Below are 19,359 nucleotides of genomic sequence, written 5' to 3'. Positions count from 1 at the left end.
CCATGAAAAAAATATTAATTCCTATAAGTTTATTGTTTGTGTCTGGTCTTATTTCAGCACAGGCAACCAATACAGAAAATTATATCCGAAGCAGGACTTACTTAGAGTCTGTAATAGATAGTAGCAATACCGCTAAACAAATTCAAACAGTACAATATTTTGATGGTTTAGGAAAACCTAAACAGATAGTAAATGTAAAAGCAAGTCCCACAGGAAAAGATTTAGTTACTACTATTCCTTATGATACGTTTGGTAGACAGGTTGATTCTTGGCTTCCAACCCCTATGAGCACTCTAAATGGTGGTATGCAATCTGGAGTTGAAAGTACCGCTCAAACTTATTATAATGATACCAAAGCATTCTCACATAAAAATTTGGAAAACTCACCTATAGATAGAATACTTTCTCAGGTACAGCCAGGGACTTCATGGCAAGGAAACCCCATTCAGTTCGGATATACGGCAAATGTAAATGGAGAAGTGAAAAAGTACATAGCAACGTTTGATTATCCAACATTTACTTCAAATATTTTCCTTTCCACTAATGGTTATGCATCAGGCGAATTATATAAAAATACAGTGACAGATGAAGATGGCAATGCAACTATAGAATTCAAAAACAATGAAGGACAGATAATATTGCTAAGAAAGGTAATAAGTGCGACAGAATATGCTGATACCTATTATGTTTATAATGATTACAATCAGTTGGCTTATGTAATTAGTCCATTGGCTTCAGTTGCTAATACCATTGATACTGCAACCTTAAATAACCTTTGCTTTCAATATAAGTACGATGGAAAAAATCGTTTAGTCGAGAAAAAATTGCCGGGAAAAGGTTGGGAATATATGGTTTATGATAAGCAGGATCGATTAGTTCTTACCCAAGATGCCAATTTGGGTGTATCAAAACAGTGGCTTTTTACAAAATATGATCAATATGGAAGAAGTGCATACACTGGGATTTATACAAGTCTACAGAATTATGGGAGTGCCGGAAGAGCAATAGAACAAACTAATGTTGATTCTAAAGGAAGTAATAATGTAGCAAGATTAACAACAATTGGATTTACAAGTAATGGATTAGATGTTTATTATAATAATGAAGCAAATAATAGTTATCCAAGTTCTATTACAAAACTTTTGGGTGTCAATTATTACGATAAATATCCACCTTATTTATTTAATTCACCATTTCCACCAAGTATTTTAAATGAGCCGACATTAACAGATGCACCCGCAGTTTCCGAATCAAGAAGTACAAAAGGGTTACCTGTAATGAATATTATTAAAAATATTGAGAACGATAATTGGACTAAAAATTATATATACTATGATAAGAAAGGAAAAGTAATTGGAAATTATTCTATTAATCATTTAGGGGGACGTACAAGAGTGGATTCTAAACTAGATTTTGCAGGGATAGTTCAACAAACAGTTACTACCCACAAAAGACTGGATAGTGATATTGATAAAGTGATCACAGAAAATTTTACCTATGATCATCAAAACAGGCTATTGACCCATACTCATCAAGTTGATAATAATTCGGTTGAATATTTGACTCAAAATACTTACAATGAGCTTTCACAAATTACTAATAAAAAAGTTGGAGGAACTACTGCTTCAACTCCTGTTCAGGATATTGCATACAATTATAATATTCGTGGATGGATGACCAAGATGAATGATCCGGCAAACCTTAGTGGGAAACTTTTTGGATATGAAATAAAATATACTAATCCTGTTTATACATCATTAACATCAGGTAACTATAATGGAAATATTTCTGAAATTGATTGGAAAACATCAAAAGATAATATATTAAAAAGGTATTCTTACCAATATGATCCTTTAAGCAGATTAAAAAAAGGTATATATACAGAACCAAATGCCTCAATTCCACAAAATGATTATTATAATGAAACAATTGACTATGATGTCAATGGAAACATTTCGTTTTTGAAAAGGAATAGAAAACTTGATAATGTCGGAGTGCAGCTTATGGATGATTTGACATATATTTATTCGGGAAATAGACTTAATACAGTTACCGACAATTCCTCAAATTATTTTGGATATCCGGAAGCTTCAGGAAATTTAATCCATTATGATGATAATGGAAATATGATTAATCATATTGATAAAGGAATTTTAGAAATCAAATATAATTATCTGAATCTTCCAAATTATATTAAATTTGATCAGTATGTAATGCGTGAAGATCCTTTTGGATTTGGATTGGAAACAAAATACAAAAATACTGTTTATCAGTATCGTGCAGACGGGGTGAAGCTAATAAAAGTTCACAATTATTTTACCGGACGTACACAACTAGACGCTGCTACAACAACTGAATATTTAGATGGGTTTCAATACAGTAGTGAGAGTGGTTTAAATGGACATGCAACATTAAATTTACAATTTGTACCTACTTCAGAGGGGTATTTTGATTTTTTACAAAATAAGTATATTTACCAGTATAAAGATCAAGTAGGAAATATTAGACTAGCTTATTACAAAGATAGCAATGGAAATCCTAAAATAGATAGAACAACGGATTATTATCCATTTGGATTGGAATTTGGAGGAAGTTTAATAATTGCAGGGTCCTTAACTCCAACCTACACTTATTCGCAACAAGAGCAAGAAAAACAGTTGGATACAGGATGGAGTTCCTTTAAATGGAGAAATTATGATCCAACAATGGGACGATTTTTTACTGCAGATCCGCTAAGTGAGAAATATAATTATCAGTCCCATTATAACTTCTCTGAGAATAGAGTTATTGATGGTAGAGAGTTAGAAGGTTTAGAATGGGTGGCAAGCCAAGATGTTGGAAGCAAAGTTGTTAATTCAGTATATTCATATAGGTTGGAAAATAATACTATCGGAGCACTGACAAATGGACAACTATCAATTTTAGCAAAAGAACGAGAAGCACAATTACGCTCTGTGGCCGAAGGTAAAGATTCAGCGGGAAATCAACTTAATATAATTTTTAATCAAAGTAATGATGCTACTATAGTATGGGAATATAATATGGATTATGATTGGTCAAAAATAAAAGGAGCAGATAAACTTGATAGCAATACTATGACTCAAGCGGATGTAAATACTCTTGGTTTGACTGAAGTGATTGGAGATACACAAAATAATAGGGTGCAAATAAATGTAGGGTTACTAATAAGCTTCCCGTGGAATAATGAAGGACAAATAGTATTTGACAGTCAAGAGCATAGAGCAAAAATGGCAAAAACAGGTGCTCATGAAGATTTACATGTTGCTGGTCAGAGACATGAGAATAAAAAAGGGGTACCTTATGATTCTAGTAATATAATGTATGAAAGTTCTAGTGGAGGACATTCTGGAACCAAATTCACGCTTGATCAAAGGGCAGAATTAATTAAATTAATTTTAAATTCAACAAAAAAAAATGAATAAATATATTACAATAACTTTAATTTTATTTTTAGTTATAAGTTGTAAAAATGTAAAATCAATTTTTGATAATCAATCTGATTTGAGTGTTGAAAGCAACAATCTTAGAATAAGCAACGGTAAATCTATGATTTTTTTTACTTCGGGATTTTATAACAATGAAGTCAAAGTTATCGCTAATGACAAAGTTGTATATATCAAAAATCTAACAACAGTGGAACAAATAGGATTAGCAGGTTCCTGTATTGTAAAAAATACAGATATTATAATGGTCAAAATTAACAAAGATAAAATAGTATTAAAATCTAAAAAAATATCTCAATATAAGTTTATTTATATTCAACATTATAAAAATAGATATACTGTTAACTATACTAATGTATCAAAGTCTTTTCGTTAATTTTATGACTATGTATGATAAAAGGTGGGTGGTCTTACCTTTATATTCTGTATTAATTGGGTTTGCAGTTATTACGGTTCCTGGAATAGCTCCTACTAATGATATTGTTAATTTAAAGGTTGCACATAATCTTATTATAAAAAAATATCCTACGGCAACTTTTGTCTATTTAAATGATCAATATCTTTTTTTTAGAATTCCAAAAGGAGGGTATTGATCATTTTTTGAGATTTAGTATTATATACGTAATATGTCGCCGCTTTGCGATAGTGGGTAATATATCTTCGGAAAGACTGGTACTTAAAGCGGATTTGAACCGCATCTAAAAGTTGATATACTGATGCAAAATTTGGAACCCAACATTTCTTTAATATGCTTGGTGACATACTTGTAGAGTTTACAATATAAAGCTTTTGGATTTTATTCTTTCATGGTACTTAGTTAAGATAAATGATTTAGGTCTGATCGTAACGTACTTATTAGAACTATTAAAAATTCCGAAAATATTTCAGATTATTCCAATATCTTTAAAAAATGCAACTAGCTCCGCATTGCTTTTTAATGAGTATTCTTCTTTTATAGAATTGAGTCTTTTTTCGACACTGCTTAGTGTAGAAGGTTTTAGATTTCTTGAGTGTAAAATTTGGGGTATATCCTTTTGCAAAACACCTTTAGATAAAAGTTCAATTATCGTAATATCAAATACACTGAATTCGAAGTCATCATCATTGATCTTTGATAGATTTACATTTTGATTATTTTTATTAAGTGGCAGTTGAATTCTTATCTCATTAAAAACTGGACTAAAATCCATTTTTCCGCCAATTGACTTAACCGTACGTTTGGTGGACTCTAAACTGTTTACTACAGATAGGTCGGTAGTTTTTCCTTCACTATTATTTCCGTAAGAAATTAATATTATATCTCCTATACGCTCAAACCGCCAATGAATGTGGGATGAAATTCCATGCTCATTCATAATAACCATTACATCATTTAAAATCGCCTTAACATTATACTCAAATTGCTTAGCGACAGTGCCCCATAATGACGCATCATTTCCTGAAATTGTGATTAAGAGTTTATCATTTTGAAACGATAAAAGTAACATATCAATTGTTTCTGGAAATTCTGGTGCCGTCAAGACTGCACTATCACGAGACATTTCCTTAGATTGCTTATAGACTGTTTCTAGACTTTGCATAAGCTTTTCTCGATCGATTTCAGCATCGTTTTCAATTTCTGCCAAAACTCGATAAAGTGAGTTCGCAATTATATCATGTGCGTGTTTTGGTTTGACAGCATCGATATCTTTATCATCCGTCATAAAATTATTTTCCCATGATGGTTTTTTCCCCACTTCTGGTCTCGTCACTAGTGGTTTGTCATAAATCGCGCGCAAAAGCTCCAAATATAGTTGCTCAAATTTTTTATCGTCTCGCATATCTATATATTGAAAATGTTGCAAGAGCACTGGAATTGAGCAATGCGCATCGCCATCTCTGAGCACAGGAATACACTTGCTATTGGAAGCCATTTTGACAGCAATTTCACTGGTAATGATTTGATATTCATAACCAGCCCCTCCCGTCCTCGAATCTACTTTAGGTTTGTAACCTTTTGACATAACCAACACTACCTTTTGACAAGCCTCGATCTTTTCCATGAAATGTAAGTTATTAGATCCAACATGTAAATCATATCTGTCAAAAACTAAATCAACGCCGTCTACTGTTAACCTATTTGCCAATTCTAAAACCCATTCCTTGTGGGCTTCGCTGTCCCAACTGTAGTGTAGAAATACTTTCAAATCAATTTTTATTTATATATTTTCGTAGATTAATATTAGGAAATATTTAATTAATAAACAATACTGAAAAGAGTGTATTAAGATTATCAGTCCTTCTTTTTTAATCGTTTTTTTGAGATTATTAGAGCAAATTTTTATAACTTACCATCATGACTTACTACATTCATGTCAAGTTTATTTTAAGTCAAACCTCTCGCCCCTGAGAGGTTATTTTTTTTAACAAATTTTTTAAACAATGAAAAATTAATCGTTTTATGAGATTTAATTTTTTCTTTCTTTTTTCTAAAACTTATATTTTGTCAACTTCTTCATCGTAATATTTTGCTACTTCTTCGCCAACTTGAATTGCTAGAATGGTTAAGAAATCTTTCCTAATTATCTCCAAACCATTAGGAGTTTTAAGAATTTCATCCAAATCAAAATTTGTTTTTGCAACAGCTTTTTCAAATAAATCTATATCAAAGTTAGTAATTCCTAAACGGTAAGTTAGCCTTGCTATAGGTAATTCATCATTTTGAGTATATGAAAGTTTTTTAAGCATTTCCAAAGGCTCATGAATACTAATCATTTTTAAACGATTATATTCTGAAATAAACATAATTAGATTTAAATTCATACTATATTTTATAAAATTGAGACTATTTATTTTATATTTTCCACCGGTAAAATTATATCATCCAAGAGATAAAGTTTCTAGAAATTTTTAGAGCCAAGAATACCATTCAAATGGATATGACCTAACCGATCCCCTTTTCAGGCTTAGTTCTGAAGCCTAGCGATTACCCCTCAAATGTAATACTTACTAACTTTTACCGTACTTCTTAGGTCTGTCCTATTGTTGTGAATCCCTTCAAAATGTGATACGTCCCAACAGAAGATCAAAAGTGATATCAAAAGTTTACGTTGTAAGTATCCTTCAAAATGTGATACGTCCCAACTGGTTCTCTCAACAATGTGTGTACTTAATAGTTGTGAGTATCCTTCAAAATGTGATACGTCCCAACTAGAGCGTTTCTTAGAATTAGACCTTAACCGTTGTGAGTACCCTTCAAAATGTGATACGTCCCAACGACAGTATGCAATTGCTTCTGACAATCAAAGTTGTGAGTACCCTTCAAAATGTGATACGTCCCAACCAAGAAGCCCAATCCCGCACCTTTGATCCTGTTGTGAGTACCCCTCAAAATGTGATACGTCCCAACTTGGTATGTAAACCACAAGAGATTAAGACAGTTGTGAGTACCCCTCAAAATGTGATACGTCCCAACCTACTTAACGAACTAAAACAAACAATATGAGTTGTGAGTACCCTTCAAAATGTGATACGTCCCAACCTACCCAATATGAGCAACGTACTAACATTAGTTGTGAGTACCCTTCAAAATGTGATACGTCCCAAACAACAATTAAAGTAATATTTGAGTTCTAAATGCTTTCAAATTATATATCTATTTTGTAAGACTGTTTATACTGTAAGTTACAAAATTCAATAAAGTTTCGGCAACTGTATTTCCCCTCAGTTCAGAATAATTTTCATTGATGTAAAAATATGCTTCCTTTACCGGCAACTGATTATGTGCAAACTTGTTTCTAAGGTAGACTAATAAAAATGCTTCCTGCACCAAAGGATTCTTATCTCTTAGGATTTCAAAAACTTCCGGCTTTTCAAAAGTAGAGTCTTTAAAATTATCCAGCCAGAAACAATCACTTTCAGAAACTGTATTAGGCTGCTTTCGTAAAATTCCATTTACAATATATTTTTTAAAGTTGGGAATTCCTTTCTTATTAGGATCATTACTTTGTTCCAATTCTTCAGGATGCTCTCCTTTATATTCTGCTAAGATTTTTTCTTCTAACTTTTGCAGTTCCTTAAAGATTGCTTCCCGTCTTATAGATTCATAGGATGCTGATCCAATGTAGATCTCTTTTTCTATTTCGCTCTTGCTCCATCTACTCGAAATATCGTAGGAAAGTAATCTGGCAATCCGAGCATCTTTGAGAAAATATTTGAACTTACCAATATCTTTGAGTTTTACAGCAGGTTCATAAATCTGATCCTTTTCATATGGAATCGTTTTGCTCCAGATAAAATTATCATTAATAATATTTTCTGAATCATCACCTGCAGGTCTTAAACTCTGCTTTGCTGCATTTTGTTCTTTTTCTATTCTTTCTGCCTGCGTAAGGTATAAATCAGATAACCTGATTTCAGATACATAATCAAATACATCTCGGAATAATGTCTCTGCAATTAGCTTTAAGAACAGGTCCTGAATCTTAATATTTTTAATTTTAAGGTCTTGCTTATTTTTAATCATTGAATATTGTTGTTCGGTAGTAAAATCCGATTTGTTTTTATCAGCATCTGTCCTGTTCTGAGTATCGTCATTTATCAAGTCAGAGTAGTCCCGCTCCATTTCGTAAAATCTTTGAAATGCATGGTCCGGAGAATAGCCGTAACGATACCAGGCTGCAAATCTTTCCGGTTCTTCCGTAACCCGTATTCCTTTTACAAATGTCGGTGCCGGATCGAAAAGTCCTCTAGGAAAAACTAACGGATAGGAAAGTATCTTATCCTTTTCCTGTTCCAAAGGTTCAAGAATATAAAGGCGTTTGTCAAAAAAGTTCTTCGGCATTTGGTCAGACAAAAACTTTTTGAGTATCTTATCAGATCCTGGACTAAAGTGCTGAAGGTTTTCCAAAAAATTTTCTAAATATTCTTTTTTTCCATGCAGATATCTCTCATAAAAACGATCAAAAGATTTTTCTTTAAAGCTGTCTTTTATCCATGAATTCCACAAAATACTTTCATCGTCAAAATCCCAATTATCTTTAAGAATGTTAAGAGCTTGATCCGGACGTGATTCATAATATGACAGTGACTGCTGCAGCTGTGAATGTTGGTACCCCTTCCATTCTTTTCGTGCCTGCAAAGGCATAAACCGCTTTATATCTTTTGCTATCCATGCAGCTTCCCTTCCCAATTCAGAAAATCCGAATGCATAATTTCGAAGATTCTTTCCTCCAATCTTTTTGTGAAGTTCAACCCTATTTTTATAAATCAGAGCAAGCTTTTCATTCGCCAAAAATATTTCGTTTTTCAGTAGCTGCTGGATTTTATTAAGATTATACTTTTTTCCGACTGCTATTGAATTACTTATAAGCCGTTTACTAATCTGCGAAGACGGGAGTGGCTGCTCCGGATTATAATTTTTAATAATCTGTACGCGTTCAACTGCTTTTGATTTTAAAATCTCTTCTATTTCATTAGGAGAAGTTCCTTTTACCAAAATTTCATAAAGCAGAGCCGGAATTTCATTCAGAGAAAGCAAGGCTGTAGGCTCATCTTTTCTCAATAACTTCCTTTTAGAAATGCTTTCCACGATAATATGTTTCTGCGCTTTATCTCCTGACCGAACTTTTCTTTCTTCAGGGGCTACACTTTTCCTGTTGACTTTTGCTAATTTAACAGCTTTTGCTACTTCGTTATCAACATTAAAATAGATCGGAATATTATTCTCAATAAAAACGTAAGACGGGTTTGGTAAGATCTCCCATCCTAGTTCCTGACCCTGATGTGATTCATTGGCAAAAAAGTCATTTTTAAGTCTTTGGGCATCAGAGAGCCTTCCAAAAACTTTTACTCTTTCTTTTATCCTTCTTTCAGTGTGTAATTCGGTACCCGAAATATTCTTTGTTCGTTTGTCATGAATATAATTACCAAGGTGAACCTGAAATTTTAATGATGTAAAACCGGCAAACTCATCAAGATAACGAATGGCAAAATAGTTGAATTTATTTTCATACCTTTTTCTTATCACTTGATGGATGACCTGGGCTTCTTCCAAAGTATAATCATCATTTCCTTCTTTTAAATATTGATTAATATCTTCAACGAATAAATTACGGGTTTCTTCATTGAATGCCTGATAAACATCGTCCGGAACCTTGCTTAGTTCATCAATGATTTGTAATAGAAGAGTTTCACGGTCGAAATCATTTGTCAGCGTTTGTTTTGGCTGCTTGAAACTCAAATAAGAAAAAATCCAGTGGGTAGCCATATATTTCAGTCCGCTGATATTCTCTTCTCCTTCTTTAATGATTTTAGCCTTAAAACCTTTCACCCTGCTCTTGAGATCTTCTACTTCTTTTCTTTTCAGAAACAATCCTGCCAGAAACAGCAGACCGCTTTGGGAAATCGTAATTCCGTTTTCAGCGGGTTCATTTTCAGAGTACTGTGCCGCATATCTTCTTGTAACGACAGTGTCTCCTGCTTCATTCTTATAAATTAAATGATTAAAAGATGAGTTTAAAACCCCATTTTTGATCGCAACATGATCATGCAAATTAACTTTTTTACCGGTTGCTTTCAATTCCTTCAGTCTTTCTAACTGCATCTTATAACGGATATCTAATTCTTCAGACAATGCTGTTTTCAATAAATGTCGGGACTTGTCGTCTTTTACTTTATTCTCTTTTACATCAGATGCCACTTTGCTAAAAATAGTATCTAGTAAATCAAACAATTCATCCGGAAGAGAAAGAGGAGTGTGGTAATAATGGGTATAAAAATTTCTCAGGGAATCCAATGATCCGAAAAGCAGTTCTACCTGTTTTTTAAATATTTCTTTATTCCTTTTATCCAGATAACGAATCACGGGAAGATAATTTTGTAGAAATTCAACTCTGCATTCAAAATCGTGGTCGCTATTATCTATTTTAAGGCAAGTTAGTCCGAAGTTTTTAATATCAATTGTCTTCGGACTTCCAGGAAAGAACTTCATCTTAAATGCTTCAATAAGGACTTCTAAATTGTTTATCCCGAGATTCAGGAAGCCGCCGAAAAAATGTTTGTCTTCTTTTAATGTATGGCTGTACGAGATACCTAAGCCGGCAGGTTGTGTATTCATGGTTTAGTTTTATAGATCTATTCTTATTTACAGTTAAAAATAAAAGGAATGGATTGCTTGAAATTATCGTTTATTATTTAAAAATGGAATTTCTTTATGAATTTCATTTAAGATAAGAAACATTTTTATTTCTGATATAGCATCATATTCAGGATATAATTTTACCGCAAAATTTATATATTTCCCCAAAAATATCATAGCTACATATGCGTGAAACTTGTAACATTCCAAACTATCTTGACTAAAAAAAGGGTAAATATTTGCGGTGGAAATATTTTCGTTACTATCTATTCTAGCAATTAATTGTGTCACATCCAAACTTCCAGAATGTGCAATCTCAGATAATTTTGAATATAAATCTTTTGTTACTCCTTTAGATTCATTATTAACATTTGGGGTTTTTCTCGCTAATTTTTGAATTTCTTTTGTTTCCAGTTCGGAAAACCTAGTTGCTGCTTCAAGTTGCTTTCTAATGAGAGTCGTTGCTTCAATAATATCTCCTCCCATTATTAATTTGTTTATTAAAAAATGAGTTCTCAAAAAAGAAGCACAAATACCAATTTGATAAGAGATATTTTCATTCAATTCTTTGACAGGTGTGTGAAAATTTTTAGAAACTTTTAAAATTAATCCATCTAGCAAAGTTCTAAAATCTGTTAGCTTTTCAATTTTTGACTCAGCAATTTTATATTTTTCATTTGAGTTTATTCTAGAATTATCTGATTTTGAAATAAAATCTTCAATTTCCATAAAATAATCAATAATTATTGATTCAAATTTTTCTTTAGAATTTTTCATGATTATAATTTAAATTATTGATTTATAAAAATCATTCGGATTCATAAATTTAATTTATTTTTTAATTGCCATTTTCTTTATTTCGTCATCGGTATGATTATCAAGGATTTTAGCATAACGATAAAATGTTGCCCTGGTTATTCCTAATGGCTTATAAATTTCTTCCGGGCGTTTAGTGACATCTTTATAAATATTGCGCAGAAGCAATAATTTAGAAATTGTTTCTTTGGTATACCCTTTCGGCCTGCCTCCTAACCTACCCCTTGCCCTGGCAGATTGCAATCCTGCATTGGTTCTCTCTCTTATCAACTCCCTTTCATATTCTGACAACGATGCCATAAGATTTAAAAAAAGACGACCATTGATAGTGGAAGTATCTACACCATCTACAAGACCTTTTATTATTATACCACTGTCACTTAAACTTAATACAAGATCAATAATATTTTTCAAGCTTCTCCCCAAACGGTCTAATCTCCAAACATAAAGTTCATCACCTTCTCTAAACTGTTCAATCATCTTATCCAATTCGGGACGATTTTTTGTTGAACCTGAAATTTTCTCCTGAAAAATTCTCTCACAACCTGCTTTTTCTAAAGCTTCAATTTGCAAATCTAAATTTTGCTCTTTGGTTGAAACCCGAGCATATCCTATTTTCATAATTTGTTACATTAAACTCATCTCTCGTAAATTTATGGAACTTTGTTTAATGATACGTGTTTTTGAGAAAATTATTAAAAAGATAAAATGATTTAAAATCAGGCAGATTAAAATTCTCATAAAACCACCGTTAAAAACGATAAATTCTTATGAAACTCACTATTCATGATGTTTTATTTTCTTAAATAGTAACAAGATTAAATTTAGTACTATTAAAAGAAAAGTAAAAAACAGGAAGTAACCTTTTAGGGTTGCCGCTGATGCAGAAAAAACAATAATGTCACTATTAATTTCTGGATAAGTTAGTAAAATATTTATTATTGAAACATCCTCAATGAAATCAAAAATTCCTGCGAATAAAGGAACCAAAGCAATAATAGATAGTACTGTAGAGTTTATCTTGTTTTTTTTAAGCAGTCTTACAATTATTATTGTAAATGTTATTACATAAAAAATAATAAAAGGTAAATCTCCGAACAATTCAAGATAAAGATAATTAGTTCTACCCTTTCAACCTAACTGTTCCATTAGACTTTTAACATCACTAAAGTCATATCCATTAAATCTTGTATCCAACAGCTCTCCTCCGCCGGTGCTGCTGAGCTCTAATAAACTTCCAAAATAAGGTGTTGATGTTCCGATTGCAGTGCTGCCCTGAATGATAGCTCCGTTTGTCGGCGCAGCGATTCCTGTATAGCCGGAGCCTATTGATTGATTGCCATTAACGGTTAGAGTATTCGTAGGGGTTGGAGTATTGATGTCTACATTTCCTGTTTGAGCGTTAAGTATAGCAAAATATCCTACCATACTAAGTAAATAGATAATTTTTTTCATGTTTTTTTCATTTGTTTCTGAGCCAAAAGTAATTTTTTTTTGAAAGTATTGATAATAAATGTGGTACCAATTACACTACACGCTTGTACTAAAAATACTACAAAAAAACACCGCAATTTATTTGCGGTGATTTATGAAACAACTCTATGAAAAAATTGATTAGTATTTTATAATAGGCATCATAGCTACATTTCGTGGACGAGATACTCCATATGCGTAATCGCTTCCATTATCGCTTACATTAATTAATTGTGTATTTGTAGAATTATCGCTATTTCCGTTGTTTGCCTTTACTGTGTTAGGGTAATTTGCTGTATACACATCATTATGCAGAAGATCCCAACCCAATCCGTTTACCAATGTAGACATTAATGTTCCTGTACTGGCAACAACGAACGGAATAACGGAGTCCATATTAGGTCCTGCTCCTCCTGCAATGAATGATCCTTTTTGCCAGGTTCCTATTACTCTTCCGGTATCTACCCCTCTGCTATTGTCATATCCACGGATGAATTCTCCTCGCAGATCAGGTAAATTAAAGGTTGTGCTTCCATTACCTATTCCATATCTTGTTCCTAAAACGGCAAATAAATCTGCATAAGTAGTTCGGCTAACGGCAGAACCATCACATTCAAGATATCCGTCTGGGAGAACGTTTGTGGCATAATAAAGGACTCCACCGACAGGAACACTCCCTGCTGCAAGGGCAGCTACTTCTGCTTGTGCTTTGGCTTCTTTTATTTGTTTTTTAGATGAAGCTAAAGTCATTAATTGTACCCATTCGGTTCCGTTGTTAATGTATAATCCCGGTGTAAGGTCTCCAACTTTTGCAGTATTGTAGATTACCATTCCCGCAACATGCTCTTTTAATGGAGCAGGGCTGTCGGAGGATTTTAAACTGATGCTTGGGAATTTTACTCCTTTATTAGCGCTGGCAATATCCAAAGCGGCATCTGCATTTGGGGATATTGTACCAATTCCTAAGTTTCCGTTGGCTGTTACGACTACGTCGTTAGCCTGTTGTAAGTTTGTTGGTTTGTCTTTTAATGGGTTGTCTTTTCCTCCGTCAATATGGAGGGTTGCTTGCGGATTAGTTGTATTAATACCGACCTGAGAATAAGCTAGAATACTTCCCTGAAGAAGGATTCCTAAGATTAAAGTTTTTTTCATTTTTTTGTTATTTATTAATTACAGTATTGTATTTAAGGGGATTAAAAAATTTCATTTGTGTAATTCTTCGTACGGTGAAGTTATTGGTTTTGCAAAGAATACAAAGAATAAAGTTTGTACTAATATTACTACATGCTGTACTAATAATATGACAATTACTATTTACTGAAGTGGTATTTTGGAATTTTAATGAATTTTATTTTGTGGTATTTTAAAATTGCATGAAAAATTTAATTATTTATATTTATTATGTAAATAATTTTCTTTTTATATATTATTTAGTGCTTATGATTTTGGAATATTATTTATCATATTAATATTTTAATATTATGGTGTTATTATCGCAGTTTTATTTTACATAAATAGATTAATGTTTAATTTGAGTGTAATAGGGGGAAGAAGTATTAATAATTATTCATTGAATTAATTTAATATAATTGAAAAAATTTTAAATTGTAAAATAATTCTTTTATATTAATAATTTTACTAATTTTCTAAATATTATTAAGAAAAGATCTTAATGTTTTAACTTAACACATGTAATGATGCCAATCACTAATTTAAACAACACGCATCTCAGCAATGCTCAGATCAATGCTGCAAAAGATTCCCTTACCGCTTTAGAAACTGCTTTGCAGGATATTAATATAAACCTTACCGCCGAAGACCGCAAGAGATATGGCAGTATCAACGAGCAGAATAAGCTTTTAGTAAACAAAGTCTACGATTTCAACAGAAATCAACCTGCTTTAAGTGCTTCGGATGTGGACTGGGCAGAGTTTGAAAAAGACTACAACTCCCACCTTCATTATGAAAATATGATTGTCCGACTGGAAAGCCTTGTATTGAGACTGAAAAATATCAAAACACTTCATGATTACGATAATTATCAGGCTACACTTACAGATTATGGGTTTACTTCTTTTAAGACGAGAACTGCTTCTCCCGGATTTGAAGTAAAGCAAAATGAGCTGAAACAGTTCTTCAACAGAACGGGTAAGACTGTAGAAGCTACTCCAGAAGCGAAAAGAGAATCACTTTAAAATTATTCACAGTACATCGTATCAAATAAGTCCGGGACATAGGTTCCGGACTTATCTTTTGGTATGTTTTAGTGATCTGTTACAGTTCGGCAATCCTCCGATGAGGTTCCGGAATCCAAATTTGACATTCCGAGGTGGAAGTTTGTCGTTCAGCAACTGAAAGTTTGGCTCTCGAATCCCAAGTTTGGGGTTAGCTTTGTCAAAATTGGGCATCATCAACCTTAAATTTGGGCTTCGGAACGTCAACTTTGGTCTCAGAAACCTCAATACTGCATTTCGGAACCTCAAACATGAGAGTCAGATTGTTATTGGATGACTTCGATAGAGTAACGCTTAATAGAAGAAGCACAATGTCTTAAAATTTTTTCAAACCTATCTCCAGTAAGTTGTCATCTCGTAGAGATCTAAACAAAGTATTTATCATTATAATGGAAAGATTCGAGCCTACATTCCTACGGAATGACAAACTTATGTATTGATATACAGAAAAAACGATTCTAAACGCAAACAGAAAATTAAATCAGAAATAATGTTGTGTTATATTTTTGCAACACTAACTTTTAACATCACTGTTCTATATTGATAAAAAAATACCACAGGAGGGAACCTGTGGTATTGAAAGGGTATTAAGTATTTGATCTTTACATCCTATGATTTATTTCGCAAAGACTTAACAAGCTGAATAAACTTTTTTTCTTACTTATCTGTTTGTATGTTTTTAAAATCGTTCTTTCCAAAATTATTTCTGATATTCTACGAAGATATATCCTTGTCCTCCAAAGCCCAATTGATCTCCGTCAGCCGCATGAAAATTAACTCTGTAATAAGTCTGGTCAGTATAAGAAAAGAACATGAATTGAATATGGCCATCATTATAACAGTCTACGCCAAATACTCCCGGAATGTTTGAAAAGGTAGTTTCTATTGCACTGGCATTATTATATTGTAGTGCAGTCGGACCGGAACCTTGTGATGTCATATACTGCCCATGAACGATTCCAATATTAGCGGCTCCGGTAATTGATCTGCCCTGTATAGTTGTATATGGAAGCGCTCCTCCTGAAGAACAGTTTCCCGGTATTACTTTAAATTCCAATGTTCCTATCTGAAGTGTTGGGCTTTCTGTAACCGTCGCATTAATAGGGAAAGAAACAAATCTTGTTTGTATTGGTGCAGAACTCTGAACTACTACATTTCCTGTAGCATCTATTCCTAAAGCAGAAGCGTTAGCTGTTGCCGCCGTAGTACTGTTGATGTTAGAAAATTTCAATCCTGAAGTACCCGCAGTGCCCGATGCAATTTCCAGTTTTGCTGTAGGTGCTCCAATACCAATACCTACATTTCCGGTTCCAGTGAATCCTAAGTTGTTTCCGTTTAAGTTTACATTTCTTACCCCTGCAAGACTTCCGTCTGCATTGTAAATATTAACTCCGTTTCCTGTAGCCATTTTTACCCATGCTGTCCCGTCGAAATAATAAAATCCTATGACATTTACATTGGCAGTTGTTCCTGTAGCAGTTCCTGTAGAAATGTTGTTAACGTAGATCATAGTGGAAGTAGGCACTGAAGTCATGCTCTGTGCACGTTGTCTGTCTACTCGTGGAACCAAAACACCGTCTACGGTATTAAAAGTTCCTGTAGGTTCTTTAGCAGTAATGTCTAATGTAGCGGCAGGTGTGGGAGTATTAACACCAACTTGTGCAAAAATCTGTGCTGAAAATGACACGAAAGCAAGTAAAAATAATTTTCTCATTGTATAAGGTTTTAAATTTTAGGTATAACAAAGGGAAATAGATGGCTATTATCAATCCAGGGCTTATTGAAAATAAACTGTTATTTTATAATCTCCGCAGTTAATTTCTGTAACCGCAGATGAATGCCTTTATATATGTGTTTTTAGAATCTATCTACTGAATTCTTGTAATAATGTAGTTGGAATCAGCTAAATATCCGTTGGTTCCTGAAGTATTATTATAATAAACGGACATTGTTTCACCTGCTGCCATTGTTTGAATGGTAAAAAATGCGGCTCCGATTGTACCATTAATAACAATTCCTACAGCTGTACTTTGTACGATTGTGGTTTCATTCTTTTTGAAAGAAAATATCATTCTATTTCCGGGGTTATTAGTATTAATCATTGCGCATGAAAAATCAAAACGGTAAACTCCTGCTGTAGGCGCTGTAAAGATCCCTGCATTTGTCAAAGCTGCTGCTGGTGCACCACCATATCCTGCTGTTGTAGTATAACTCACGGTTCCTGTTGAGCCTTCTCCACCATAGCTGAAAGTGGTAGGATTTACGCCATTTACTACATACAATCCAGTATATGTATTTTCGGTACCCATGGATATAACATTTCCGCTACTATCTATACCAAGTGCAGTTTTAGTACCTGTAAATGCCGGAGTACTGCTATTTAGGTTAGAAAATTTCAATCCTGAGGTTCCTGTTGTACCCGATGCAACTTCCAGTTTTGCTGTAGGTGCTCCAATACCAATACCTACATTTCCGGTTCCAGTGAATCCTAAGTTGTTTCCGTTTAAGTTTACATTTCTTACCCCTGCAAGACTTCCGTCAGCATTGTAAATATTAACTCCGTTTCCTGTAGCTATTTTCACCCATACTGTTCCATTAAAATAATAAAATCCTACCGCATCTACATTGGCAGTTGTTCCTGTAGCAGTTCCTGTAGAAATGTTGTTAACGTAGATCATGGTGGAAGTAGGCACTGAAGTCATGCTCTGTGCACGTTGTCTGTCTACTCGTGGAACCAAAACACCGTCTACGGTATTAAAAGTTCCTGTAGGCTCTTTAGCAGTAATGTCTAATGTAGCAGCAGGTGTGGGTGTGTTGATACCAACTTGAGCGAAAATATGTGCTGAAAATGACACGAAAGCAAGTAAAAATAATTTTCTCATTGTACAAGTTTTTAAATTTTAGGTATAACATAGGGAAATAGGTGGTTATTATCAACTTGGAGCTTATTGAAAATAAACTGGTATTTGATAGTCTATGCGGTTAATTTCTGTAACCGTAGATTTTATTTTTTGGGGAATGGGTCAAGAATATTTTTCTATAGATGTATTAGAAGTATTCTGTTGATAGTTTCAAGAGTATGAATTGATAATTCTTGTTAATTCTTTATAAGTAGTGAGGTAGCGTATATTTTTTTCCATCATCTTTTATTTTCAAATCCTGATCCAAAAATATAGGATTTATTATGTTTTTCATAATAACATTTGTACTAATAACACTACAGGCTTGTACTAAAAATACTACAAGAAAATAATTGATGATTCATTGAGTCTGTAGTTTTATTATTACAGCTTTGTAGTAGAGATATTACAAGCTTTATGATGAAAAATGTAAAGTAATAAATAAATTTGCCTCGTAGTTAGTATAAGGGTTTATTTTAAAATATAAGCTACAACACAGTAAGACACTTATTAGTGATAATTGTCTTTTTTTTCATCCCGATCTGTCGGATGTGAGGTTCGACAGATCTTTTTTCAACTATTCAAACAGCTAAAGGCTGCGATTCTAAAAACACGTAAAGAAATTCTTTTGACATTGATGGAATGTGCCCTCTCTATAATCCATCAGTACATCAGGTCTGTTGATCTGATGTTTTTATGTCATTTGATAAAGTGTGTTTTTATATTTTAGGAAGGTTAAGATAGCTGTTATAGATTTTCAAAATATCAATAACGCTGTCTACTCCTAGCTTTGCGTAGATTCTTCTTTTGTATGTGCTGGCAGTCGTCATTTGGATATTGAGGATATTTGCAATTTCAAGGTTTCCGTTTCCTTCAGCGAGAAGCCTGAATACCTGAAGTTCTCTTTCTGATAATGTTTCAATAATATCTTTTTTCTGTCGATAAGCCGAGAGTTGCTCAATCAACTGAGGAGTATAATAGAATCCGGCTTCAAATATAGTCTGTACGGCTCTGATTAAAGTGTGTTCACTACTTAGTTTATTTAAAAAACCTTCTGCGCCTTCCTGAATATATTCAACGGCAATATTTTCTTTATAGGAAGAAAAAATAAGAATAGGAAGATCTTCCTGAATCATTTTCAGTTCTTTAATCATCAATTTGAATGTGCTGCCCTCCATATCAATATCAAGGATCAGCAGATCAAATCTTTCTTCGTGAAGTTTTTTCTTTACTTCCCCGTAATTTTCTGCATAGTCACAAAAAATATTAGAGAATTGATTTTCTAAAACCAATGCAGTACCTAATCTCACTACAGAATGGTCGTCGGCAATTAAGATTTTTTTGTTCATAGTGTA

The 19,359-nt window shown here is 33.2% G+C and carries 13 protein-coding genes; 3 read left to right on the top strand and 10 right to left on the bottom strand.

The window, feature by feature from the left end; genetic code table 11:
- The first annotated feature begins 2 nt into the window (after positions 1-2).
- Entirely contained in the window at positions 3-3,443 is a 3,441-nt protein-coding gene (locus ACKX2A_RS17725; RefSeq protein WP_415326259.1) for a DUF6443 domain-containing protein, read from the top strand.
- Positions 3,436-3,840 carry a hypothetical protein gene (locus ACKX2A_RS17720; protein ID WP_415326258.1) on the top strand — a complete coding sequence of 135 codons (405 nt, stop codon included), beginning with the start codon at positions 3,436-3,438 and terminating at the stop codon, positions 3,838-3,840. The genes ACKX2A_RS17725 and ACKX2A_RS17720 overlap by 8 nt, the downstream gene beginning before the upstream one ends.
- 508 nt (positions 3,841-4,348) lie before the next feature.
- Here the strand turns inward: ACKX2A_RS17720 and ACKX2A_RS17715 are convergent.
- From ACKX2A_RS17715 to ACKX2A_RS17685, 7 genes are all read right to left on the bottom strand, one after another.
- Entirely contained in the window at positions 4,349-5,650 is a 1,302-nt protein-coding gene (locus tag ACKX2A_RS17715) for a toll/interleukin-1 receptor domain-containing protein (protein ID WP_415326257.1), read from the bottom strand.
- A gap of 289 nt (positions 5,651-5,939) precedes the next feature.
- A complete protein-coding gene (locus tag ACKX2A_RS17710) occupies positions 5,940-6,266 on the bottom strand; it encodes a hypothetical protein (RefSeq protein ID WP_415326256.1) in 327 nt (108 codons plus the stop codon).
- Positions 6,267-7,098: 832 nt separating this feature from the next.
- The gene (cas13b, locus tag ACKX2A_RS17705; protein ID WP_415326255.1) at positions 7,099-10,560 is read right to left on the bottom strand and encodes a type VI-B CRISPR-associated RNA-guided ribonuclease Cas13b; all 3,462 of its coding nucleotides are present in this window, start codon (positions 10,558-10,560) and stop codon (positions 7,099-7,101) included.
- 63 nt (positions 10,561-10,623) lie between these two features.
- On the bottom strand, positions 10,624-11,358 hold the full coding sequence (locus ACKX2A_RS17700) for a hypothetical protein (RefSeq protein ID WP_415326254.1): 735 nt from the start codon (positions 11,356-11,358) through the stop codon (positions 10,624-10,626).
- 54 nt (positions 11,359-11,412) lie between these two features.
- A complete protein-coding gene (locus tag ACKX2A_RS17695; RefSeq protein WP_415326253.1) occupies positions 11,413-12,018 on the bottom strand; it encodes a recombinase family protein in 606 nt (201 codons plus the stop codon).
- Positions 12,019-12,528: 510 nt separating this feature from the next.
- Complete coding sequence (locus ACKX2A_RS17690; RefSeq protein ID WP_415326252.1) at positions 12,529-12,825, bottom strand: hypothetical protein; 297 nt, start codon at positions 12,823-12,825, stop codon at positions 12,529-12,531.
- 186 nt (positions 12,826-13,011) lie between these two features.
- A complete protein-coding gene (locus ACKX2A_RS17685; RefSeq protein ID WP_415326251.1) occupies positions 13,012-14,022 on the bottom strand; it encodes a phage tail protein in 1,011 nt (336 codons plus the stop codon).
- 542 nt (positions 14,023-14,564) lie between these two features.
- On the opposite strand from ACKX2A_RS17685, the gene ACKX2A_RS17680 reads away from it, so the two are divergent.
- Complete coding sequence (locus tag ACKX2A_RS17680; protein WP_415326250.1) at positions 14,565-15,065, top strand: hypothetical protein; 501 nt, start codon at positions 14,565-14,567, stop codon at positions 15,063-15,065.
- Positions 15,066-15,804: 739 nt separating this feature from the next.
- Here ACKX2A_RS17680 and ACKX2A_RS17675 read toward each other — a convergent pair.
- From ACKX2A_RS17675 to ACKX2A_RS17665, 3 genes are all read right to left on the bottom strand, one after another.
- Complete coding sequence (locus ACKX2A_RS17675) at positions 15,805-16,818, bottom strand: hypothetical protein (RefSeq protein WP_415326249.1); 1,014 nt, start codon at positions 16,816-16,818, stop codon at positions 15,805-15,807.
- 154 nt (positions 16,819-16,972) lie between these two features.
- On the bottom strand, positions 16,973-17,986 hold the full coding sequence (locus ACKX2A_RS17670) for a hypothetical protein (protein ID WP_415326248.1): 1,014 nt from the start codon (positions 17,984-17,986) through the stop codon (positions 16,973-16,975).
- Between the two features lie 737 nt (positions 17,987-18,723).
- Positions 18,724-19,353 (bottom strand): response regulator, encoded by a 630-nt coding sequence (locus tag ACKX2A_RS17665; RefSeq protein ID WP_415326247.1) that lies wholly within the window; start codon positions 19,351-19,353, stop codon positions 18,724-18,726.
- Positions 19,354-19,359: the final 6 nt, after the last annotated feature.

The organism is Chryseobacterium sp. MMS23-Vi53 (genome assembly GCF_047651245.1).
Lineage (GTDB): Bacteria > Bacteroidota > Bacteroidia > Flavobacteriales > Weeksellaceae > Chryseobacterium.
Note: the sequence above shows the minus strand (reverse complement) of the source record. Positions and strands in the feature narration are given on the sequence as shown.

Bases quoted from the DNA above. Each gene is read 5' to 3' on its own strand.
- ACKX2A_RS17710 (WP_415326256.1), bottom strand. From the start codon at position 6,266: ATGAATTTAAATCTAATTATGTTTATTTCAGAATATAATCGTTTAAAA.
- ACKX2A_RS17670 (WP_415326248.1), bottom strand. From the start codon at position 17,986: ATGAGAAAATTATTTTTACTTGCTTTCGTGTCATTTTCAGCACATATT.
- ACKX2A_RS17720 (WP_415326258.1), top strand. From the start codon at position 3,436: ATGAATAAATATATTACAATAACTTTAATTTTATTTTTAGTTATAAGT.
- ACKX2A_RS17725 (WP_415326259.1), top strand. From the start codon at position 3: ATGAAAAAAATATTAATTCCTATAAGTTTATTGTTTGTGTCTGGTCTT.
- cas13b (WP_415326255.1), bottom strand. From the start codon at position 10,560: ATGAATACACAACCTGCCGGCTTAGGTATCTCGTACAGCCATACATTA.
- ACKX2A_RS17675 (WP_415326249.1), bottom strand. From the start codon at position 16,818: ATGAGAAAATTATTTTTACTTGCTTTCGTGTCATTTTCAGCACAGATT.
- ACKX2A_RS17695 (WP_415326253.1), bottom strand. From the start codon at position 12,018: ATGAAAATAGGATATGCTCGGGTTTCAACCAAAGAGCAAAATTTAGAT.
- ACKX2A_RS17700 (WP_415326254.1), bottom strand. From the start codon at position 11,358: ATGAAAAATTCTAAAGAAAAATTTGAATCAATAATTATTGATTATTTT.
- ACKX2A_RS17680 (WP_415326250.1), top strand. From the start codon at position 14,565: ATGATGCCAATCACTAATTTAAACAACACGCATCTCAGCAATGCTCAG.
- ACKX2A_RS17685 (WP_415326251.1), bottom strand. From the start codon at position 14,022: ATGAAAAAAACTTTAATCTTAGGAATCCTTCTTCAGGGAAGTATTCTA.
- ACKX2A_RS17665 (WP_415326247.1), bottom strand. From the start codon at position 19,353: ATGAACAAAAAAATCTTAATTGCCGACGACCATTCTGTAGTGAGATTA.
- ACKX2A_RS17690 (WP_415326252.1), bottom strand. From the start codon at position 12,825: ATGGTAGGATATTTTGCTATACTTAACGCTCAAACAGGAAATGTAGAC.